General features: G+C 72.3%; 15 protein-coding genes. 6 read left to right on the top strand and 9 right to left on the bottom strand.

From position 1 onward, the window contains the following. Positions 1 to 191: 191 nt before the first annotated feature. On the bottom strand, positions 192 to 971 hold the full coding sequence (locus tag OG994_RS26490; protein ID WP_120329802.1) for a phosphodiesterase: 780 nt from the start codon (positions 969 to 971) through the stop codon (positions 192 to 194). A 216-nt stretch (positions 972 to 1,187) separates the two neighbouring features. Between OG994_RS26490 and OG994_RS26485 the strand changes: the two genes are divergently transcribed. Continuing rightward, positions 1,188 to 2,657, top strand: coding sequence for a diguanylate cyclase (locus tag OG994_RS26485; RefSeq protein ID WP_328851336.1), 1,470 nt, complete (start codon positions 1,188 to 1,190; stop codon positions 2,655 to 2,657). 167 nt (positions 2,658 to 2,824) lie between these two features. Here the strand turns inward: OG994_RS26485 and OG994_RS26480 are convergent, their stop codons facing one another. Then, a complete protein-coding gene (locus OG994_RS26480) occupies positions 2,825 to 3,883 on the bottom strand; it encodes an aspartate-semialdehyde dehydrogenase (RefSeq protein ID WP_120329800.1) in 1,059 nt (352 codons plus the stop codon). Between the two features lie 3 nt (positions 3,884 to 3,886). Next, a complete protein-coding gene (locus OG994_RS26475; RefSeq protein ID WP_120329799.1) occupies positions 3,887 to 5,152 on the bottom strand; it encodes an aspartate kinase in 1,266 nt (421 codons plus the stop codon). A 320-nt stretch (positions 5,153 to 5,472) separates the two neighbouring features. Between OG994_RS26475 and OG994_RS26470 the strand changes: the two genes are divergently transcribed. The 3 genes from OG994_RS26470 to leuA all read left to right on the top strand — a co-directional run bounded on the left by OG994_RS26470 (position 5,473) and on the right by leuA (position 9,142). Continuing rightward, positions 5,473 to 6,330: a hypothetical protein gene (locus tag OG994_RS26470; protein ID WP_240033032.1), complete on the top strand. Its 858-nt coding sequence runs from the start codon at positions 5,473 to 5,475 to the stop codon at positions 6,328 to 6,330. 83 nt (positions 6,331 to 6,413) lie between these two features. Next, positions 6,414 to 7,070, top strand: coding sequence for a nitroreductase family protein (locus tag OG994_RS26465; protein ID WP_120329797.1), 657 nt, complete (start codon positions 6,414 to 6,416; stop codon positions 7,068 to 7,070). A gap of 320 nt (positions 7,071 to 7,390) precedes the next feature. Continuing rightward, positions 7,391 to 9,142: a 2-isopropylmalate synthase gene (gene leuA, locus OG994_RS26460; protein WP_328851335.1), complete on the top strand. Its 1,752-nt coding sequence runs from the start codon at positions 7,391 to 7,393 to the stop codon at positions 9,140 to 9,142. Between the two features lie 41 nt (positions 9,143 to 9,183). Here the strand turns inward: leuA and OG994_RS26455 are convergent, their stop codons facing one another. Then, entirely contained in the window at positions 9,184 to 10,593 is a 1,410-nt protein-coding gene (locus OG994_RS26455) for an MFS transporter (RefSeq protein WP_120329795.1), read from the bottom strand. A 135-nt stretch (positions 10,594 to 10,728) separates the two neighbouring features. Between OG994_RS26455 and OG994_RS26450 the strand changes: the two genes are divergently transcribed. Further along, positions 10,729 to 11,370 (top strand): HNH endonuclease family protein, encoded by a 642-nt coding sequence (locus OG994_RS26450; protein WP_120329794.1) that lies wholly within the window; start codon positions 10,729 to 10,731, stop codon positions 11,368 to 11,370. 58 nt (positions 11,371 to 11,428) lie between these two features. Beyond that, positions 11,429 to 11,905 carry a hypothetical protein gene (locus OG994_RS26445; RefSeq protein WP_407942549.1) on the top strand — a complete coding sequence of 159 codons (477 nt, stop codon included), beginning with the start codon at positions 11,429 to 11,431 and terminating at the stop codon, positions 11,903 to 11,905. Positions 11,906 to 12,170: 265 nt separating this feature from the next. Here the strand turns inward: OG994_RS26445 and OG994_RS26440 are convergent, their stop codons facing one another. From OG994_RS26440 to OG994_RS26420, 5 genes are all read right to left on the bottom strand, one after another. Beyond that, the gene (locus OG994_RS26440) at positions 12,171 to 13,268 is read right to left on the bottom strand and encodes an ABC transporter ATP-binding protein (RefSeq protein WP_328851334.1); all 1,098 of its coding nucleotides are present in this window, start codon (positions 13,266 to 13,268) and stop codon (positions 12,171 to 12,173) included. Next, entirely contained in the window at positions 13,265 to 14,251 is a 987-nt protein-coding gene (locus tag OG994_RS26435) for an ABC transporter ATP-binding protein (RefSeq protein WP_120329792.1), read from the bottom strand. Before OG994_RS26435 ends, OG994_RS26440 begins: the two co-directional genes overlap by 4 nt. 45 nt (positions 14,252 to 14,296) lie before the next feature. Continuing rightward, positions 14,297 to 15,253, bottom strand: coding sequence for an ABC transporter permease (locus OG994_RS26430; RefSeq protein WP_120329791.1), 957 nt, complete (start codon positions 15,251 to 15,253; stop codon positions 14,297 to 14,299). A 55-nt stretch (positions 15,254 to 15,308) separates the two neighbouring features. Further along, positions 15,309 to 16,316 (bottom strand): ABC transporter permease, encoded by a 1,008-nt coding sequence (locus OG994_RS26425; RefSeq protein ID WP_120329790.1) that lies wholly within the window; start codon positions 16,314 to 16,316, stop codon positions 15,309 to 15,311. Between the two features lie 96 nt (positions 16,317 to 16,412). Beyond that, complete coding sequence (locus tag OG994_RS26420; protein ID WP_120329789.1) at positions 16,413 to 18,086, bottom strand: ABC transporter substrate-binding protein; 1,674 nt, start codon at positions 18,084 to 18,086, stop codon at positions 16,413 to 16,415. Positions 18,087 to 18,335 lie beyond the last annotated feature (249 nt).

The following is an 18,335-nucleotide window of genomic DNA, read 5'->3' as shown; positions in this document are numbered from 1 at the left end:
TCCTCGTGAGACTCGGTGGGGGGCGGCACCGGGCCGTGGGTCGCCCGGACGCCGACCGGCACCGTCGGAAGGGTCGGTGCGGCGGCAGCGCTCGGGGGTACGCTGCCCCGTCCGGCACAGCCTCTCATCCCGGACGCCCCGGGTCGACCGGGGACGGCGTCGGACCTGCGGATACGCGATCGCCCGCTGCCTCAGAACCCGCAGGTGTGCCCCGCCGAGTGGCTGACCTGCACGGTGTGCGTGACACAGCCGCCGCCCTCGACGAGGTGCAGCAGGAACGCCGTGGGCTCGGCCACCCAGCCGATCTGCTCGTCCGGGCTCATCGTCAACGACGCCTGCCGCCAGGTGCTCGGCGCGGTCGTGACGACCGTTCCGGCGAATCCCGCCGTGAGCGGCCGGTGCAGGTGACCGGCGCCGATCCGGAGCACGTGGGGGTGCCGGCCGATCACGTCGGCGAACCCGTCGGCGTCGGCCAGCCCGATCGCGTCGGCGGCGGGGACACCCGCGGCCACCGGAGGGTGGTGCAGGAAGACCAGGGCCGGCACGTCCGGTCGGCCGGCCAGGACGCCGTCCAGCCAGCCCAGTTGCTCTTCACCGAGCCGCCCGCCGCTCGCCCCGGGCACCAGGGAGTCGAGGACGACCACCGTCGCGGCCGAGTGGTCGACGAGGTAGTACGCCGAGAAGCCGTCGCCCAGCCACGGGGTGCCGCCGAACGTGTCGAGCAGCGACTCCCGGTCGTCGTGGTTGCCGGTGACCAGGTGCACGGGCAGGGGAAACCGCCCGATGACCTCGCGCAGCGCGAGGTACTCGTCGGGACGGCCGTGGTCGACGAGGTCCCCGGTGATCACCACGCAGTCGGGGCGGGGGGTCAACGCGAGCACCCGGCCGAGCGCCCGGTGCAGCCCGGCGGCCGGTTCGGCGGCGAGCGGGCCGGTGGTCAGGTGCGGGTCGCTCAGCTGGGCGATGCGCATGGGACGCCTCCTCGCGGCCGGGGTATTCACGCTATCGCCGCCGCGACCCGCCCGGGGCCCGCTGTATCCACCGGCCGCGTCCACAGCCTGTGGATAGCACGTGTGTACGAAGAGCCTGCGCGAGCCTGAGCGGAAGGGCTCCCGTCACGCCACGAGTACGCTTGATCGCAGGCGCGGCAGCGGCCGGCCCCCACCCCTACCTGGAACGACGAGCGAGTGGATCACGAGCGGATCATCCGTGACGTCACGGCCAGCCTTCCCGCGGCCTCGACCGCCCTGGAGGCGTGCCAACGCGCCGTCACCGCCCTCGCGAGGCACACCCCGGCCACGATCTCCGTACTCCTACAGGTCCACGACCGGCTGCGCTGCGTGGCCGCCACCGGCGCCTGGCAGGTCTTCGCGACGGTGCCGCCGAAGACCGGGATCGTCGGCCGGGTGCACGCCTCCGGGGAGACCGCCGTCGTGCCCGACGTCGCCGCGGACCCCGACTACCTGCCGGTCCGCCCGGACGTGGTCACCGAGATCTGCGTACCGGTGGTGGACCCCGCCGGGCGGCCGGTCGGCGTGCTCGACCTCCAGTGGAGCGCACCTGTCGACCTGACCCCGTGGCGGGTCACCGCGGAACGGCTGGCCGGGCGGCTCGGCGCCCGGATCATGGCACTCGGCGGCCCTCCTGCGGAGAGCCGCAGCGAGAAACTGCTCCGGCACGCCGCCGCGCTCTCGGCCGCCCCGACCGAAGGCGAACTCGTCGCGGCGGCGGTGTGCGCCGCGCGCGACGTCGCCACCCTCTCCGCCGGCGTGCTGGTGCTGGCGGATCGTGACGGGCACCGCCTCGGCACGCCGCCGCACGGTCAGTTCGGCGGCGTGGCCGGGATCGCGGATCAGGCCGACGGCGCGGTACCCGGTGAGCTGGAGTCGCGGATCCGCGCCGAGTTGACCGAGGCGGGTCCGGGCGCGCTGCGGGCCATCGTCGAGCGGGTCCACCGGTACGGCGCGGGCTACACGCTCGGCGAGGCCGGCCAGCCGCCGACGGCGGAGTACCAGCCGCTGGCCCACGCCGGCGTACGCACCCTCGTGGCCGTGCCCCTCGGCCCGCCCGACCGCGGCGGGGTGCTGCTCGTCGCCGACGAGCGGCTGCTGTACCCCGACCCGACCACGGTCAGCCTCATGGAACTCCTCGCCGGCCACGCCTGGAACAGCCTGGACCGGCTGCGCACCCTCGACCGGCTGCGCGAGCAGGCCATCTCGGACCCGCTCACCGGGCTCCGGCACACCGGGCCGTTCGGCAAGCGGATCGCGGCGGCCACCCCGGGCCGCACGGCCCTGCTCGCGATCGACGTGGACGGCTTCAAGACGGTCAACGACACGTACGGCCACCAGGCCGGCGACCAGTTGCTCATCGGCCTCGCCCGGGCGCTGGAGGGCGCGCTGCGGCAGGGCGACGAGCTGTACCGGGTCGGCGGCGACGAGTTCGTCGCCGTGATCGAGGTGAACCGCCCGGAGGAGGCGGTCCGGATCGCCGAGCGGTTGACCGAGGCGGCCCGCCGTACCGGCCGCACCATCAGTGTCGGGGTGGCCCTCCCCCGTCCCGGCGAATCCGCGGAACTCGCACTGCGCCGCGCCGACCAGGCCCTCTACGCCGTGAAGCGCCACGGCCGCGACGGAGTCCGCCTAGCCCCCGCGTAACCCCCCCACCCCGCCCTGACCCCGCGCCCCGCCCCTGACCCCCGCGATCTTGCACTTTCGGCCCTCGTTATGCACCATTCACACCCTTTGCCGGGGCACAAACTGCAAGATCGACGCTGGGAGCGGGGGCGCGGGGAGCGCGCGGGGGCGCGGGGGCGCGCGGGGGGTTAGCGGGTCAGCTCTTGGGCTAGGAGTTCGGCGATCTGGGCCGTGTTCAGGGCGGCGCCCTTGCGGAGGTTGTCGCCGGTGATGAAGAGGTCCAGGGCGCGTGGGTCGTCCAGGGCCCTACGGATCCGGCCCACCCAGGACGGGTCGGTGCCCACGGCGTCGATCGGCATGGGGAACTCGCCGGCGGCCGGGTCGTCGACCAGGATCACGCCGGGCGCGTTGCGCAGCACCTCGCGGGCGCCCTCGGCGTCGACCTCGGTGGCGAACACCGCGTGCACGGCCACCGAGTGCCCGGTCACGACCGGCACCCGCACGCAGGTGGCGGAGACCTTCAGGTCGGGCAGGCCGAGGATCTTCCGGGACTCGTTGCGGACCTTCATCTCCTCCGACGACCAGCCGCCGTCCAGGGCCGAGCCGGCCCATGGCACCACGTTCAGGGCGAGCGGCGCCGGGAACGGCCCGAGGTCGTCGCCGACCGCCTGGCGTACGTCGCCGGGCCGCGAGCCGAGCACGCGGTCCCCCGCGACCTTGCCGAGCTGCGCGTGCAGGGCGTCCACACCTGCCTGGCCGGCGCCGGAGACCGCCTGGTACGAGGAGACGACCAGCTCGCGCAGGCCGTACTCGCGGTGCAGCGGTGCGATCGCCACGATCATCGCGAGGGTCGTGCAGTTGGCGTTGGCGATGATGCCCTTCGGCCGGTTGCGTACCTGCTCGGGGTTGATCTCCGGCACCACCAGCGGCACGTCTCGGTCCATCCGGAAGGCGCCGGAGTTGTCCACCACGACGGCGCCACGGTCGACCGCGACCGGCGCCCACTGCGCGGACACCTCGTCGGGCACGTCGAACATCGCGACGTCGACCCCGTCGAAGGCCTCCGGGGTGACCGCCTGGACGGTCAGCTCGTCGCCCCGGCAGCGGACCCGCCGCCCGACCGAACGCTCGGAGGCGAGCAGGCGGATCTCGCCCCAGACGTTGCGGCGCCCGGTGAGCAGCTCGCACATGACGGTGCCGACAGCGCCGGTCGCCCCGACCACGGCGAGGGTGGGCAGCTCGCCCATGAGCTACCGCCCGGTGCCCGCGTAGACCACGGCCTCGGTGTCGCCGCCGAGGTCGAAGGCGTCGTGGATGGCACGGACCGCCGCGTCGAGGTCGGTGTCCCGGCAGACCACCGAGACCCGGATCTCGGAGGTGGAGATCATCTCGATGTTCACGCCGGCCGCGCCGAGGGCCGCGAAGAAGCCGGCCGCGACGCCCGGGTGCGAGCGCATCCCGGCGCCGATGAGCGACACCTTGCCGACGTGGTCGTCGTAGAGCAGGCCCTTGAACTTGACCGACTCCTGGATCTTGCTGAGCGCGGCCATCGCCGTCGGGCCGTCGGCCTTGGGCAGGGTGAAGGAGATGTCCGTCCGCCCGGTGCCCTCGGTGGAGACGTTCTGCACGATCATGTCGATGTTGATCTCGGCGCCCGCCACGGTGTCGAAGATCCGCGCGGCGGCGCCGGGCTCGTCCGGCACGCCGACGATCGTGATCTTGGCCTCGCTGCGGTCGTGGGCGACCCCGGTGATCAGTGCTTGCTCCACGGGAAGGTCCTCCATCGATCCGGTGACCATCGTGCCGGTGTTGGTCGAGTATGACGAACGGACGTGGATCGGCAACCCCGCGCGCCGGGCGTACTCCACGCTGCGCAGGTGCAGCACCTTGGCGCCGCAGGCGGCCAGCTCCAGCATCTCCTCGTAGGTGATCTGCTTGATGTGCCGGGCGTTGGGCACGATGCGCGGGTCGGCGCTGAAGACGCCGTCCACGTCGGTGTAGATCTCGCAGACGTCGGCGTCGAGCGCGGCGGCCAGCGCGACGGCCGTGGTGTCCGAGCCACCCCGACCGAGCGTCGTCACGTCCTTGGTGTCCTGGGAGACGCCCTGGAAGCCGGCCACGATCACCACGGCGCCCTCGTCGAGCGCGCCCTTCAGGCGGCCCGGGGTCACGTCGATGATCCGCGCCCGGCCGTGCACCGAGGTGGTGATCACGCCGGCCTGCGAGCCGGTGAACGAACGGGCCTCGTACCCCAGGTTGTGGATGGCCATCGCGAGCAGCGCCATGGAGATGCGCTCACCGGCGGTGAGCAGCATGTCCAGCTCACGGCCCGGTGGCAGCGGGCTGATCTGGTTGGCCAGGTCGAGCAGTTCGTCGGTGGTGTCACCCATCGCGGAGACCACCACCACGACATCGTCACCGGCCTTGCGTGCGGCGACGATGCGTTCGGCGACCCGCTTGATCCGCTCGGCGTTGGCGACGGAGGACCCGCCGTACTTCTGCACCACGAGTGCCACGACGGTGCACTCCCCTCCCAGTGACCCTGAGCGTGCCGACGCCGCCGGTCACGGGCCGGCGGCGTGTCAGACCTCCTCAGCCTATCGGGCCGGCGGGTCCGCCGGGTCGGGTGATCCCACCATCCGGCCCGCACGGGCGCGGACGCGCAGGTCGGCCGCGGGGGCGGACGGGACCCGCTGCGACACGCCGGTGACACGGCGGGCGGCGGGGAAGCGGAGGCCGACACGGCGGGGCGGGCGGGAAGGCGGGGGCCGACACGCCGTCGGTACGACGGGCGGCCGGGGCACCGCGGGGCGCCCGGGCACCGGAGAATGTGCCCGTGCCCGTCCTCTCCCGTTCGCCCCGGGTCGCCGGCAGGCGTACGCCCGACCGGCCCCGCCCCGACCGGCCCGGCCGGCGCGCCTGCGGCCCCCTCGTGTTCGCGATCGCCCTGCCGGCTGCACTCCTCCTCGGCTGCTCCGCCGAACCGCCGTCGACGCCGCCGCCGAGCGACCCGGCGAGCGACCCGACGCCGGTCGCGGCGGACGCCGCCCGGGACGAGCTGGCCGCGCTCGCGGCGGCGGCCCAGGACCGTCACCTCGTCGCCCGGTACACGTTCAGCCGTGGCGGCGAGCCGGACCGGACGATCGTGGTCACCAGCGCGGAGGACGGCACCTGGCGGGTCGACGTGCCGGGCGGGGCGCTCGGCGGGGCGGCCGACGTGTCGTTGGCGGCGACCGCCGACGGGCTCTTCCAGTGCGCCCTGCCGTCGGCGGCCCGGCCCCAGGCGGCGAGCTGCGTACGCCTCGGCGACCGGGACGACACGATCCCGCGCCGGTTCGACCCCCGGGTGCAGCACCCGTTCACGGACTGGCTGGACGTGCTCACCGACCGCCGCGCCCCGCTCTCGGTCTCGCCGGCGCAGCCGCCGAAGGGCGTCGCCGGCACCTGTTACGCGGTGGAGACCACCTCGGCCTCGCTGAACGCCCCGCTGGACGTGGGCATCTACTGCTACGACCAGGACGGCACGCCGACCGCCGTCCGTACCGAGCACGGCACGCTCACCCTCGCCGGGCCGCCGGCGCCCGCGCCACCGACCGTGCAGCTGGCCGGGCCGGTCGTCGACGGCGAGCCGCTGGGCACGGCCTCACCCCCGCCACCCGAGCCGTCGGGGAGCCCGAGCACCGGAACGCAATGATCTTCATCCCGTTACGGGTGCTGTTGCCCACATTTGCCCACCCCGGACGTCTGGGCGAATCGGCCATACAGGACGCTTCTCCCATGGCTGACCTCACCCCGCTGCTCGCCTTCCGCTGGAGCCCCCGGGCCTTCGATCCGAGCGCCGAGCTGACCCCGGACGAGGCCGCCTCACTGCTGGAGGCCGCCCGCTGGGCGCCCTCGGCGGGCAACCGCCAGCCCTGGCGGTTCGCCCTCGGCCACCGGGAGGACGAGACCTGGAAGCGGATCCTCGTCAACCTCCCGGAGCGGGAGCAGCGTTGGGCCCGTCGCGCCGCCGCGCTCCTTCTCGCCGCGCACGTCACCGCCACGAGCGACCGCGCGGCAGCCGACCCCGCCACGGGCGCCGCAGCGGACTCCGCTACGAGCGACCGCGCCGCAGCGGACACGGAGGCGAGCGCCGCACCGGGCCCGGCCGCGGGCGCCCCCGCCGCGCCGGACCCGCAGACGGCGTACGACCTGGGGCAGGCCGTCGCCCACCTCACCGTGCAGGCCACGGCGCTCGGGCTGCACGTACGCCAGATCCACGACCTCGACCGCGCCGGCCTGGCCGCGGACCTCGACCTCCCCGGCGACATCCGGCCCGCCGTCGCGCTGGCCGTCGGCCGGCTCGGCGATCCGTTGAGCCTCCCGGCCGACCTCGTCGCGGCCGAGACCGGGCTGCGCCACCGCCGGCCGCTCGACGACCTCCTCCTGGTCTGAGCTGGGCTTACGCGGCTCAGTCCTGCGACTCACGTCTCAAAGTCCGGACTGTCTTCCCAGATCCACGTCCCGAGTCGTAGGGTTGCGCTTGTCATGTGGCAGGCCCTTCTCCTTGGTCGCCGCGACGAGGCCTGACGGCCGGCACCTCGTCGCGGAGTTGAAGCGCGCCGCCCAGCAGATCCGAACGTCCGCCCGGAATTCCCCGGGCTCGGCACCGCCGCCGACACCGCGCCCCCGGCACCGTCGCCGGCCCGGCGCCCGCGGCACCCGCCGACAACCTCCGATTGCTGACGCCACGTGACCAACGGGAGCACTCCGCCATGGCTCAACCAGCCACCGACGTCGAGACCGATCCGATCGCCCGGCAGCGCCCCAGCCGGATGCCGTTCCAGCGCTACCAGCCCTACCAGCAGCAGTTCCGCGTCGACCTGCCGGACCGCACCTGGCCGACCCGGCACGTCGCCGCCGCGCCCCGCTGGTGCGCCGTCGACCTGCGCGACGGCAACCAGGCCCTGATCGACCCGATGTCCCCCGAGCGCAAGCGGCGCATGTTCCAGCTGCTCGTGCAGATGGGCTACAAGGAGATCGAGGTCGGCTTCCCGTCGGCGAGTCAGACCGACTACGAGTTCGTCCGGCAGCTCATCGAGCAGGATCTGATCCCGGACGACGTGACGATCCAGGTCCTGACCCAGTGCCGCGAGCACCTGATCGACCGGACGTTCGAGTCGCTGCGCGGCGCGAAGCGGGCCATCGTGCACTTCTACAACTCCACCTCGACGCTCCAGCGCCGGGTGGTCTTCGGTCTGGACCGCGACGGCATCACCGACATCGCCACCACCGGCGCCCGGCTCTGCCAGAAGTACGCGGAGATCCACACTCCGGACACCGACATCCACTACGAGTACTCGCCGGAGTCGTACACGGGCACCGAGCTGGAGTACGCGCTGGAGGTCTGCGCGAAGGTCGTCGAGGTGATCGACCCGACGCCGGACCGGAAGCTGATCGTCAACCTGCCGGCGACGGTCGAGATGGCCACCCCGAACGTGTACGCGGACTCGATCGAGTGGATGCACCGGCACCTGCCCCGGCGTGACAGCCTGGTGCTCAGCCTGCACCCGCACAACGACCGGGGCACCGGCGTGGCCGCCGCCGAGCTGGGCCTGCTGGCCGGCGCCGACCGGATCGAGGGCTGCCTGTTCGGCAACGGGGAGCGCACCGGCAACGTCGACCTGGTGACCCTGGGCCTGAACCTGTTCTCCCAGGGCATCGACCCGATGATCGACTTCTCGAACATCGACGAGATCAAGCGGACCGTCGAGTACTGCAACCAGCTGCCGGTGCACGAGCGCCACCCGTACGCGGGCGACCTGGTCTACACCGCGTTCTCCGGCTCGCACCAGGACGCCATCAAGAAGGGCTTCGACGCGCTCACCGCCGACGCCGCGGCGGCCGGCGTACCCGTCGACGAGTACCCGTGGGCGGTGCCCTACCTGCCGATCGACCCGAAGGACCTGGGCCGCACCTACGAGGCCGTCATCCGGGTCAACTCGCAGTCCGGCAAGGGCGGCGTCGCGTACATCATGAAGAGCGAGCACCAGCTCGACCTGCCGCGCCGGCTCCAGATCGAGTTCTCCGGCGTGGTGCAGCAGGTCACCGACCACGACGGCGGCGAGGTCGAGCCGGGCGCGATGTGGGAGATCTTCGCCCGCAACTACCTTCTCGACCACCAGACCGACCCGGCGGTGACGCTGGCCGGCTACACGATCGGCACCGCCGAGGGGAAGGTGGAGATCGAGGCCCGGATCGGCGTGGACGGCGAGGACCGGTCGCTCACCGCGGTCGGCAACGGCCCGATCGACGCGTACGTCACCGCGCTCCAGTCGGTGGGTGTCGGCGTACGGGTGCTCGACTACCACGAGCACGCGCTCTCCTCGGGTGGGGACGCGCAGGCGGCCGCGTACGTCGAGTGCGAGGTGGACGGTCAGACGGTGTGGGGCGTGGGTGTCGACGCCAACATCGTCACCGCCTCGATCAAGGCCGTGACCAGCGCCGTGAACCGCGCCCGACGCTGACGCGGGCAGGGGCCCCTCCGCGACGGAAGGGGCCCCTGCTCTCACCGTGGGCGCGGGCGGTGCACCAGCACGAGCGCCATGACCGCGCCGGCCACCAGCGCGCCGGCGCACCACAGCAGCGCGCCGCGGAACGCGCCGGTCAGCTCGCCGCGCTGCTCGTACCCGCCACCGGAGAGACCGACCAGCAGCGGCAGCGCGGCCACCGCGAGCAGGCCGCCCGCGCGGGCCGCCGCGTTGTTGAAGCCGCTGGCCACGCCGGCGAACCGGTCCGACACGGCGGCGAGCACCGACGCGGTGAGCGGCGCCACCACGAGGGTCAGGCCGGCGCCGAACAGCACCACCCCGGGCAGCACGTCGAGCCAGTACGACGCGCCGGGGCTGACCCGCCGCAACAGCAGCAGCCCGACGGCGGCCACCACCGGGCCCACGGTCAGCGGCAGGCGCGGACCGATCCGCGCGGACAGCGCACCCGCCCGCGCCGAGCCCACGAGCAGCAGGACCGTCATCGGCAGCAGCGCGACCCCGGTGAGCAGCGCCGACCAGCCGAGCACGTTCTGCAGGTAGACGGAGAAGAAGAAGGTGAAGCCGCCGAGCGCGGCGTAGACCACGACGGTGAAGACGTTCAGCACCGCGAACAGCCGGCTGCGGAACAGCAGGGTCGGCAGCATGGCGGTCTCGCCGCGACGTCGCTCCAGCAGGACGAAGGCCGTCGCCCCCAGCAGCCCGGCCAGCGCCGCTCCCCACACCGCAGGCGAGGCGACGCCGCGTCCGGGCGCGTCGATGAGCGCGTACGTCACGCCGCCCAGGGCGAGCGCGCCGAGCAGGGCGCCCGCCACGTCGAACCGGCGGTGCCGGTCGCCGGCGGCCCGCGTACGCGAGACGTCCTCGTCGCGGCTCTCCGGCACCCAGCGCAGCGCGGCGAGCACCACGAGGACGGCCAGCGGCAGGTTCAGGAAGAAGATCCACCGCCAGGACAGCGCGTCGATCAGCCAGCCGCCGATGAACGGCCCGAGCGCCGTCGACACCCCGGACAGCCCGGACCAGGCGCCGATGGCCCGACCCCGGTCGTCCGGGTGGAAGCTGGACTGGAGCACCGACAGCGACCCGGGGGTGAGCAGCGCCCCGCCGGCGCCCTGGAGGAAGCGTGCGCCGATCAGCCACGAGGTGCCCTGGGCCAGGCCGCAGAGGACGGACGCGCCGGTGAACCAGACCACCCCGAGCAGGAAGATCCGCCGGCGGCCGAAGCGGTCGCCGAGCGCGCCGCCGAGCAGCACGAACGCGGCGAGCGTCAACAGGTAGCCGTTCACCGTCCACTGGAGATCGGCCACGGTGGCGTGCAGGTCGGCGCCGAGCCGGGGCAGGGCCACGTTGACCACGGTGGTGTCCAGGAAGACCATGCCGGAGGCGAGGACCGCGGCGAGCAGGGTCCCCCGTCCTGCGGCGGTGCGCATGCGGAGCGCGGGCGAGGGCTGGGTCACGTCTGCCCATCTTTCCCGCACGATGTGGGAGAGGCCACGAAACGCCGAAACCGTGCTTGGGTACTGTGCGGGATCGCCACGAGCCCGCAAGCTGGAGAGGTGTCGTCTGTGCGTACCAGATCAGGACCGCGCGCGGCGCTGTCGGCCGCGCTCGCCGCGGCGCTGGCGCTCGGCGCGGCCGGCTGCGTGCCGGTGGACGAACCGGATGTGCCGCCCCGCACCGACGGTACGGCGATCCAGAAGCTGAGCCAGCTCACGGTGGCCAGCGCCGGGTCGATGAAGGGGTACAGCCGGGAGCGGTTCCCGCACTGGCGGGACACCGGCACCAACTGCGACGTACGCGACACGGTGCTGCGCCGGGACGGCCGCAACATCCGGCTCTCCGGCTGCAACGTGGTGGCCGGCCGGTGGGAGAGCGCGTACGACGGCCGCGCCTTCACCGATCCCTCTGATGTGGACATCGACCATGTGGTGCCGCTGGCCAACGCGTGGCGCTCGGGCGCCGACGAGTGGGACGACGCGAAGCGCGGCGATTTCGCCAACGACACCACGCGCCCGCAGCTCATCGCGGTTTCCGCCTCCTCCAATCGGGCAAAGGGTGACCAGGACCCGTCCCAGTGGAAACCGGCGAACCGGTCGTACTGGTGCCAGTACGCCGAGAACTGGGTCACGGTCAAGCACTACTGGCGGCTGACGGTGACGAGCGCCGAGAAGGCCGCCCTGACCGAGATGCTGGAGGGCTGTGCATGAGCGGGCGTCAGCGGACGGACAGTCCGCGTGGTGGCAGGACGCGGAGTGGGGTGCCGGCATGAGCGACCAGTCCGGGACCGGGCCGGACCCGACGACGGCCGGCATGAACGTGGACGGCAGCGCCGAGGGGCCGGGAGCGGTGCCCGGCGCCGGCATGCAGGCCGACGGGCCGGCCGCGGCCACCGCCGCCGTGCCGGGCGCGGGCATGCAGGCCGACGCGGCGAGCGGGGCCGGCGCCGGCGGAACCGGCGCGGGCGGCGCGGGCGGCGCGGGCGGCGCGGGCGGCGCCCAGGATCGGACCACGGACATCGTGGCCGGCCCGGGCGGGGTGATGACCGACGAGGTCGGCGTCGTCACCGGCGAGCTGACGCTGCGCACCGAGTGGGCGGACGGGCAGGTCACGCTGCGCGTGCAGTACAAGGACGCCGACGAGTGGTACGCCGTCACCGGCGGCCGGGTGGCGCTGCCCGACGCCACGGGTCTCGACGCGGTGCACGCTGTCGCGGTCGCCCTGCTCAACCGTCCCGAGGGCTGAGCGGCCCCGCGGGTGCTGCCGTCCGGGCGGCGGCCCGTCCGCGGCCCGACGAGGTGGGCCCAGGGTCGGGTGGGACACGGATGCCGTGTCGGCAACCGTTGATGTCGGTGACGACATCAGCTCTGAAGCGGCCCGGTACCCGGACACCGACCGGCGAGGCCCCGGACCTCGGGCCGGCAGCCCGGCCGTCGGGCGGGCAGGGGGTCAGGGCGGGCAGGGGTCGGGCGGTCGGCGGAGCCGGAGACCGGCCCCGCCGACCGGACCGTCACGGCGTCGGGATCAGCTCGCCCGGGTCGCCGGGCGCGGCGTCGTCGGTCGGCCGCACCAGCTCCGGCTCGACCTCGTGGGGCCGGATCCGGCCGGCGGCGATGTCCTCCGCGTAGTGGCACGCCACGCGGTGTCCCGTGACCACCTCCCGCAGCGCCGGCCGCTCGTCGGCGCACCGCGTCGGCTGCGCCCACGGGCATCGCGTGTGGAAGCGGCACCCCGACGGCGGGTTGGTGGGCGACGGAAGGTCGCCGGCGAGGAGGATCCGCTCGCGGCGGTCCTCCACCACCGGGTCCGGCACCGGCACCGCCGACATCAGCGCCCGGGTGTACGGGTGCAGCGGCTCCCGGTAGAGGTCGTCGCTGGACGCCTCCTCCACGAGCCCGCCGAGGTACATGACGCCGACGGTGTCCGCGATGTGCCGGACCACCGCCAGGTCGTGAGCGATGATCAGGTACGTGAGGCCTCGCTCGGCCTGGAGGTCCTCGAGCAGGTTGAGCACCTGTGCCTGGATCGACACGTCGAGCGCCGAGACGGGCTCGTCGGCGACGATGAGGTCCGGGTTGAGCACCAGCGCCCGGGCGATGCCGATGCGCTGCCGCTGGCCGCCGGAGAACTCGTGCGGGTACTTGGTGAGCGCCGAGGCGGGCAGTCCCACGGCGTCGAGCGTCTCGCGCAGCCGCCGGCCGGTCTCGGCCTTGTCGTTGGCCAGCCCGTGCGCCTTGAGCCCCTCGACGAGCAGCGACTCCACCGACTGGCGGGGGTCCAGGCTGGACAGCGGGTCCTGGAAGATCATCTGCATGCGGCGGCGGGCCCGGCGCATCTTCTCGCCCTTGAGCGAGCGCACGTCGGTGCCGTCGAAGATGATCTCCCCGGCGGTCGGCTCGACGAGCCGCAGCAGGCCCCGCCCGAGCGTCGACTTGCCGCAGCCCGACTCGCCGACCAGCCCGTACGTCTCACCGGCGTTGATGGACAGGGAGACGCCGTCCACGGCGTACACGTAGCCGACGGTGCGGTCGACGAGCAGACCGCTCTTGATCGGAAAGTGGACCTTGACGTCGCGCAGTTCGACCAGTGGTCCGATCCGCTCGGTCACGGCACCGCCACCTCCTCGGAAACAGGGTTGTTGCAGCGCAGGTCGCCGCCGGTGGCGGTGGGTTCGAGCGGCGGCGGGCCCTCCAGGCAGGCGTCCACCACGTTGGGGCAGCGCGGCGCGAAGGCGCAGCCCTCGGCCCACGGGATGTTGTCGGCCACCGATCCGGGAATGGCGTGCAGGCGCTCGCCGCGGGGCGAGTCGAGCCGGGGCACCGAGTTGAGCAGCCCGTGGGTGTACGGGTGCCGCGCGTGCCCGAACAGCTCGTGCCGCCGCGCCCGCTCCACGACCTTGCCGCCGTAGAGGACGTTGACGGTGTCGCAGAGGCCGGCCACCACACCGAGATCGTGCGTGATCATGATGAGCGCCGTGCCGGTCTCGTCGACGAGCTGCTTGAGCAGGGTGAGGATCTGCGCCTGGATGGTCACGTCCAGCGCCGTGGTCGGCTCGTCGGCGATCAGCAGGCGGGGCTTGCAGGCCAGCGCGATGGCGATCAGCGCGCGCTGGCGCATGCCGCCGGAGATCTGGTGCGGGTACTCCTTGAGCCGCCGCATCGGGTCCGGGATGCCGACCGCGTCGAGCAGCTCCTTGGCCTCCTTGAGCGCCGCCTTGTGGTCCATGCCCCGGTGCCGCTCCAGCACCTCGGCGACCTGGATGCCGATCGGGATGACCGGGTTCAGCGAGGAGAGCGGGTCCTGGAAGATCATGCCGATGTCCCGGCCACGCCGGTCCCGCATGTCGTCCGGCCGCAGCTTCAGCAGGTCGGCGCCGTCGAAGAGCACCTCGCCCGTGACCTTGTTGCCCCGGCGGGGCAGCAGCCCCATGATCGCCAGGCTGGTCACGCTCTTGCCGCAGCCCGACTCGCCGACCAGGCCGACGGTCTGACCCGGCTCCACCGTGAAGCTGACCTTGTCGACGGCGGTGAACGGCCGCTCGCCGCGCCGCTGGAACACGACGCTCAGGTCTCGTACGTCGAGCAGGCTCATCGGGTCACTTCCTCACCGTGCTGGTCCGTTGTCGCTCGCACCGCGTCACCGCCGGTTCTTCGGGTCGATGGCCTCGCGCATGGCCTCGCCGAGCAGGGTGAAGCCGAGCGCGACCACGATGATCGCGAGCGCCGGGTAGTAGGCCAGCTCCGGTCGTACCTCGAAGTAGCGCTGGCCGTCCACGCCGAGCATGAGGCCCCACTCGGCCCGGTTGATGTCCGGGTCACCGAGACCGAGGAAGGAGAGGGCCGCCGCGTCCAGGATGGCCACCGCGAACGTCAGCGTGGCCTGCACGATCACGGCGGTCAGCGAGTTCGGCAGCATGTGCCGCAGCACGATGTTGCGCTCCTTGACCCCGAGCGCCCGCGCGGCGAGCACGTGGTCGCTCTCCCGTTGCGCGAGCATCGAGCCGCGCAGCAGGCGGGCGAAGATCGGCACGTTGACGATGGCGACCGCGAAGATCACCGTCCACTGGCTGGACTTGCTCGCCATGGCGACCAGGGTGATCGCCAGCAGCAGGCTGGGCAGGGCCAGCATGACGTCGGTGAGCCGCATCAGGATGACGTCGATCCACCCGCCGAAGGCGCCGGCGAGCGCGCCGAACACCACGCCGAAGGCGAGCCCGATGAGGGTGGCGAGGACGCCGACGAAGAGGGTCTGCCGGCTGCCGTAGATGAGCCGGGACAGGAAGTCCCGGCCCAGCGGGTCGGACCCGAGCGGGAACTCGCTGCTCGCGCCGGGGATGTTGTCGACGGTGAGGTTGCGGGTCAGCTCGTCGAACCGCTGCACCGGGTCGTGTGGCGCGATGAGCGGGGCGAACGCCGCCACCAGCACGAACAGACCCACGATGATCGCGCCGACGATGGCGACGGGGTTGCGTCGCAGCCGCCGGGCCGCGTCCCGGACGAGGCTGACCCCGCCCTTGTCCGCGCTGGCCCGGGCCAGTTCCTCCAGCCGCGCCTTCTTACGCTCGCCGAGCAGTCCGATACTGCGCTCGCTCATGCCGTCGCCTCGCTTCGTTCGCCGCCGAGCCGGGACCCGCGGATCATCCGCCCGCTCATCGCACACGCACCCGTGGGTCGATGAAGGCGTACGAGAGGTCGACCAGCAGGTTGACCACCACGAACACCAGTGCGGCGAGCAGGATCAGCGCTTGGAGCACCGGGTAGTCCCGGCTGCCGCTGATCGAGTCGGTGATCAGCGTGCCGAGGCCACCCCAGTTGTAGACCTTCTCGGTGAGCACTGCCCCGGACAGCAGCGCGCCGGTCTGGAGGCCGATGGCCGTGACCACCGGAAGCAGGGCGTTGCGCAGGATGTGCCGGCCCCGGATGGTGCGGTGCCGCAGGCCCTTGGCCTCGGCGGTGCGGACGTAGTCCTCGTTGAGGACGTCGAGCACGCTCGCCCGGGTGATGCGGACGATGACGGCCAGCGGGATCGTGGCGAGCGTGATCGCCGGCAGGAGCAGGTGCCAGAGGGCGTCGGCGGCGGCGTCGAACTCGCGGGTCAGCAGACCGTCCAGGACGAAGAAGCCGGTGACGTTCGTGTTGTCGATGCCCGTGCTCACCCGGCCGGACGGCGGGAACCAGTGGATGTTCTGGGTGAAGACGTCCTTGAGCAGGTAGCCCAGGAAGAAGATCGGGATCGAGATGCCGAGCAGGGTGCCGGCGATCGTGAGGTTGTCGAGGAACCGACCGCGCCAGCGGGCGGCCAGGTAGCCGAGCGGCACGCCGAGGCCGACCGCGATGATCATCGCGGCGAGGGCCAGCTCGACGGTGGCCGGGAAGGCCCGGCCGATCACCTCGGTGACGGGGTCTCCGGTGCGGATCGAGTTGCCGAAGTCACCGGTGAGGATCCGCTGCATGAACTTGCCGTACTGGACCAGGATCGGCTGGTCGTAGCCGAGGGCCTTGGTCAGCAGGGCGCGGGTCTCGGGGGTGGCGCGCTCGCCGAGCAGCGCGTCGACGGGGCCGCCGGGCAGGTTCCGCAGCCAGATGAAGATCAGCGCCGACAGCGCTATGAGCGTCACCACCAGTTGCAGCAGGCGGCGAACTATGACTCGCAACATCTTTCACACACCAGACTCTCGATGGTCGCGGAATCGGCCCGGGCGGGGAAGTCCCCAACCCGGGCCGATTCCGCCTACGGCGTCAGCCTGCGGACGTCACTGCTTGACGCTGACGGTGTTGAACCGCTCGTCGGTGAGCGGGCTGGCCACCAGGCCCTCGACGTCCTTCGTCACGACGATGGCCGGCGGGGCGTGCCACACCGGCACGGCCGGCAGCCACTTGCTGGCGATGTCACGGTTGACCTGCTCCCAGGCCGCCTTCTTGCCCGCCTCGTCGACGGTGGCGTCGGCCTTGCCGATCGCGTCGAACATCTCGGTCATCGCCTGGTCGCCGAACTCGGCCTTGCCGCGGCCGAAGAACGTCCCGACGAAGTTGCCCGGGTCGTTGTAGTCACCGGTCCAGCCGAGGATGTGCAGGTCGTGCTTGCCGAACGTCTGCACGTCGTCCTTGAAGCCACCGTTCCACGGACGCGGCACACCGTTCACCTTGATGCCGACGGCCTGGAGGTCGTTCGCCAGGACGGTGAAGATCTCCTGCGGGTTCGGCATGTACGGCCGGGTGACGTCCGGCGGGTAGTAGAAGTTCAGCGTCAGGTTCTCGGCGCCGGCCTCCTTGAGCAGCTGCTTCGCCTTCTCCGGGTTGTACTCGTACTTCTGCACGTCCGGGGCGTAGCCGAGCACGGTGTCCGGCATGAACTCGTCGGCGACCTTCGCGCCGCCCGGGCCCTTGGTCTGCACGAGCTGCTGGCGGTTGAGGGCGTAGGCGATCGCCTGGCGCACCCGCAGGTCCTTCAGCTTCGGGTTCTTCTGGTTGATGCCCAGGTAGAGGATGTTGAAGGCCGGCCGGTCGATGACCTGGAAGCCCTCGTCGGCGAGCGCCTTGCGGTCGGCCGGGGCCGGGAAGTCGATGCCCTGGACGGTACCGGCCCGCAGCTCCTGCTTACGGGTGTTCTCGTCCTTGATGATTTTGATGATCAGCTTGTCGACCTTGGCCTTGTCACCCCAGTAGTCCGGGTTCCGGTTGAGGGTGATCTCGCCCTTGGCCTTGTCCCAGCCACCGAAGGTGAACGGGCCGGTGCCGACCGGGTGCTCGTTGGCGAACGCGCTGTAGGCGAACGAGTCACCGCTCTGCGTGACCGTGTCGGCGTCGTACTTCTTGAGCGCCTCGGGGCTCGCGATGGAGAGCGAGGTCAGCGCGAACGCGCCGGGGAAGGCACCCTTGTACTTCTTGAGCGAGAGGACGGCGGTGTTGTCGTCCTTCGCCTCGCACTTGTCGTAGATCGACTCGCCGGCACCCTCGGCCTCGTTCTTCGCGAACCCGCCGAAGACGTCCATGTAGTAGATCATGTTGGCCTGGGCGGCGGCGCCCTTCATGTTGTACCAACGGTCGAAGTTGTAGCAGACCGCGGCGGCGTTGAAGGGGGTGCCGTCGTGGAACTTGACGCCCTGGCGCAGCTTGAACGTCCAGACCTTACCGGTCGGGTCGTGCTCCCAGCTCTCCGCCAGGCCGCCCGTCAGCTCCGCGGTGCCCGGCTTGTGGGTGACCAGGGTGTCGAACATCTGCCGGATCGGGCGGAACGACTCACCGTCGTCGTTGAAGATCGGGTCGAAGTTCTTCGGGTCACCGGCACCCGCGAAGATGAAGGTGCCGCCGGTCTTGGCCTCACCGCTGTCGCCGTCACGCTCACTCTCCGCGCACCCGGCGGCGCCGACCGCCAGGGCGGTGACGGCCGCGATCGCGACGGCCGTTCTGAGCCTTCTCGCCTGCATCTCTCACCTCTGTCATGCGCCGGACCACGCGGAGTCGTGGCTCGGTCCGTGTGCGGGAGGCTATGACAGGTCACTTGCAAAGCGGAACGCCCGCGCGGCAATCGCTATCAAGCCGACACCTTCTGACACCCGACGGCCCGCCGGAGACCGATGGCGACACATGTAACGGGCTGCTTTGGGCGGTTCGCGAGCAGTGCGGGCAGCGTCCACCACACCCACCACTGTGGTAAGAACCCGGGGCGTCCGGGC

This window comes from Micromonospora globbae (assembly GCF_036184225.1).
In the GTDB taxonomy this organism is placed as follows: Bacteria; Actinomycetota; Actinomycetes; order Mycobacteriales; family Micromonosporaceae; genus Micromonospora; species Micromonospora globbae.
The sequence above is the reverse complement of the archived record's forward strand: the minus strand, read 5'-3'. Positions and strand labels throughout refer to the sequence as shown.

What these genes read in the sequence shown, in the direction of transcription:
- OG994_RS26430 (WP_120329791.1), bottom strand. Translation starts at nt 15,253, where the DNA reads ATGAGCGAGCGCAGTATCGGACTGCTCGGCGAGCGTAAGAAGGCGCGG.
- OG994_RS26420 (WP_120329789.1), bottom strand. Translation starts at nt 18,086, where the DNA reads ATGCAGGCGAGAAGGCTCAGAACGGCCGTCGCGATCGCGGCCGTCACC.
- OG994_RS26425 (WP_120329790.1), bottom strand. Translation starts at nt 16,316, where the DNA reads ATGTTGCGAGTCATAGTTCGCCGCCTGCTGCAACTGGTGGTGACGCTC.
- leuA (WP_328851335.1), top strand. Translation starts at nt 7,391, where the DNA reads ATGGCTCAACCAGCCACCGACGTCGAGACCGATCCGATCGCCCGGCAG.
- OG994_RS26455 (WP_120329795.1), bottom strand. Translation starts at nt 10,593, where the DNA reads ATGCGCACCGCCGCAGGACGGGGGACCCTGCTCGCCGCGGTCCTCGCC.
- OG994_RS26490 (WP_120329802.1), bottom strand. Translation starts at nt 971, where the DNA reads ATGCGCATCGCCCAGCTGAGCGACCCGCACCTGACCACCGGCCCGCTC.
- OG994_RS26480 (WP_120329800.1), bottom strand. Translation starts at nt 3,883, where the DNA reads ATGGGCGAGCTGCCCACCCTCGCCGTGGTCGGGGCGACCGGCGCTGTC.
- OG994_RS26465 (WP_120329797.1), top strand. Translation starts at nt 6,414, where the DNA reads ATGGCTGACCTCACCCCGCTGCTCGCCTTCCGCTGGAGCCCCCGGGCC.
- OG994_RS26445 (WP_407942549.1), top strand. Translation starts at nt 11,429, where the DNA reads ATGAGCGACCAGTCCGGGACCGGGCCGGACCCGACGACGGCCGGCATG.
- OG994_RS26435 (WP_120329792.1), bottom strand. Translation starts at nt 14,251, where the DNA reads ATGAGCCTGCTCGACGTACGAGACCTGAGCGTCGTGTTCCAGCGGCGC.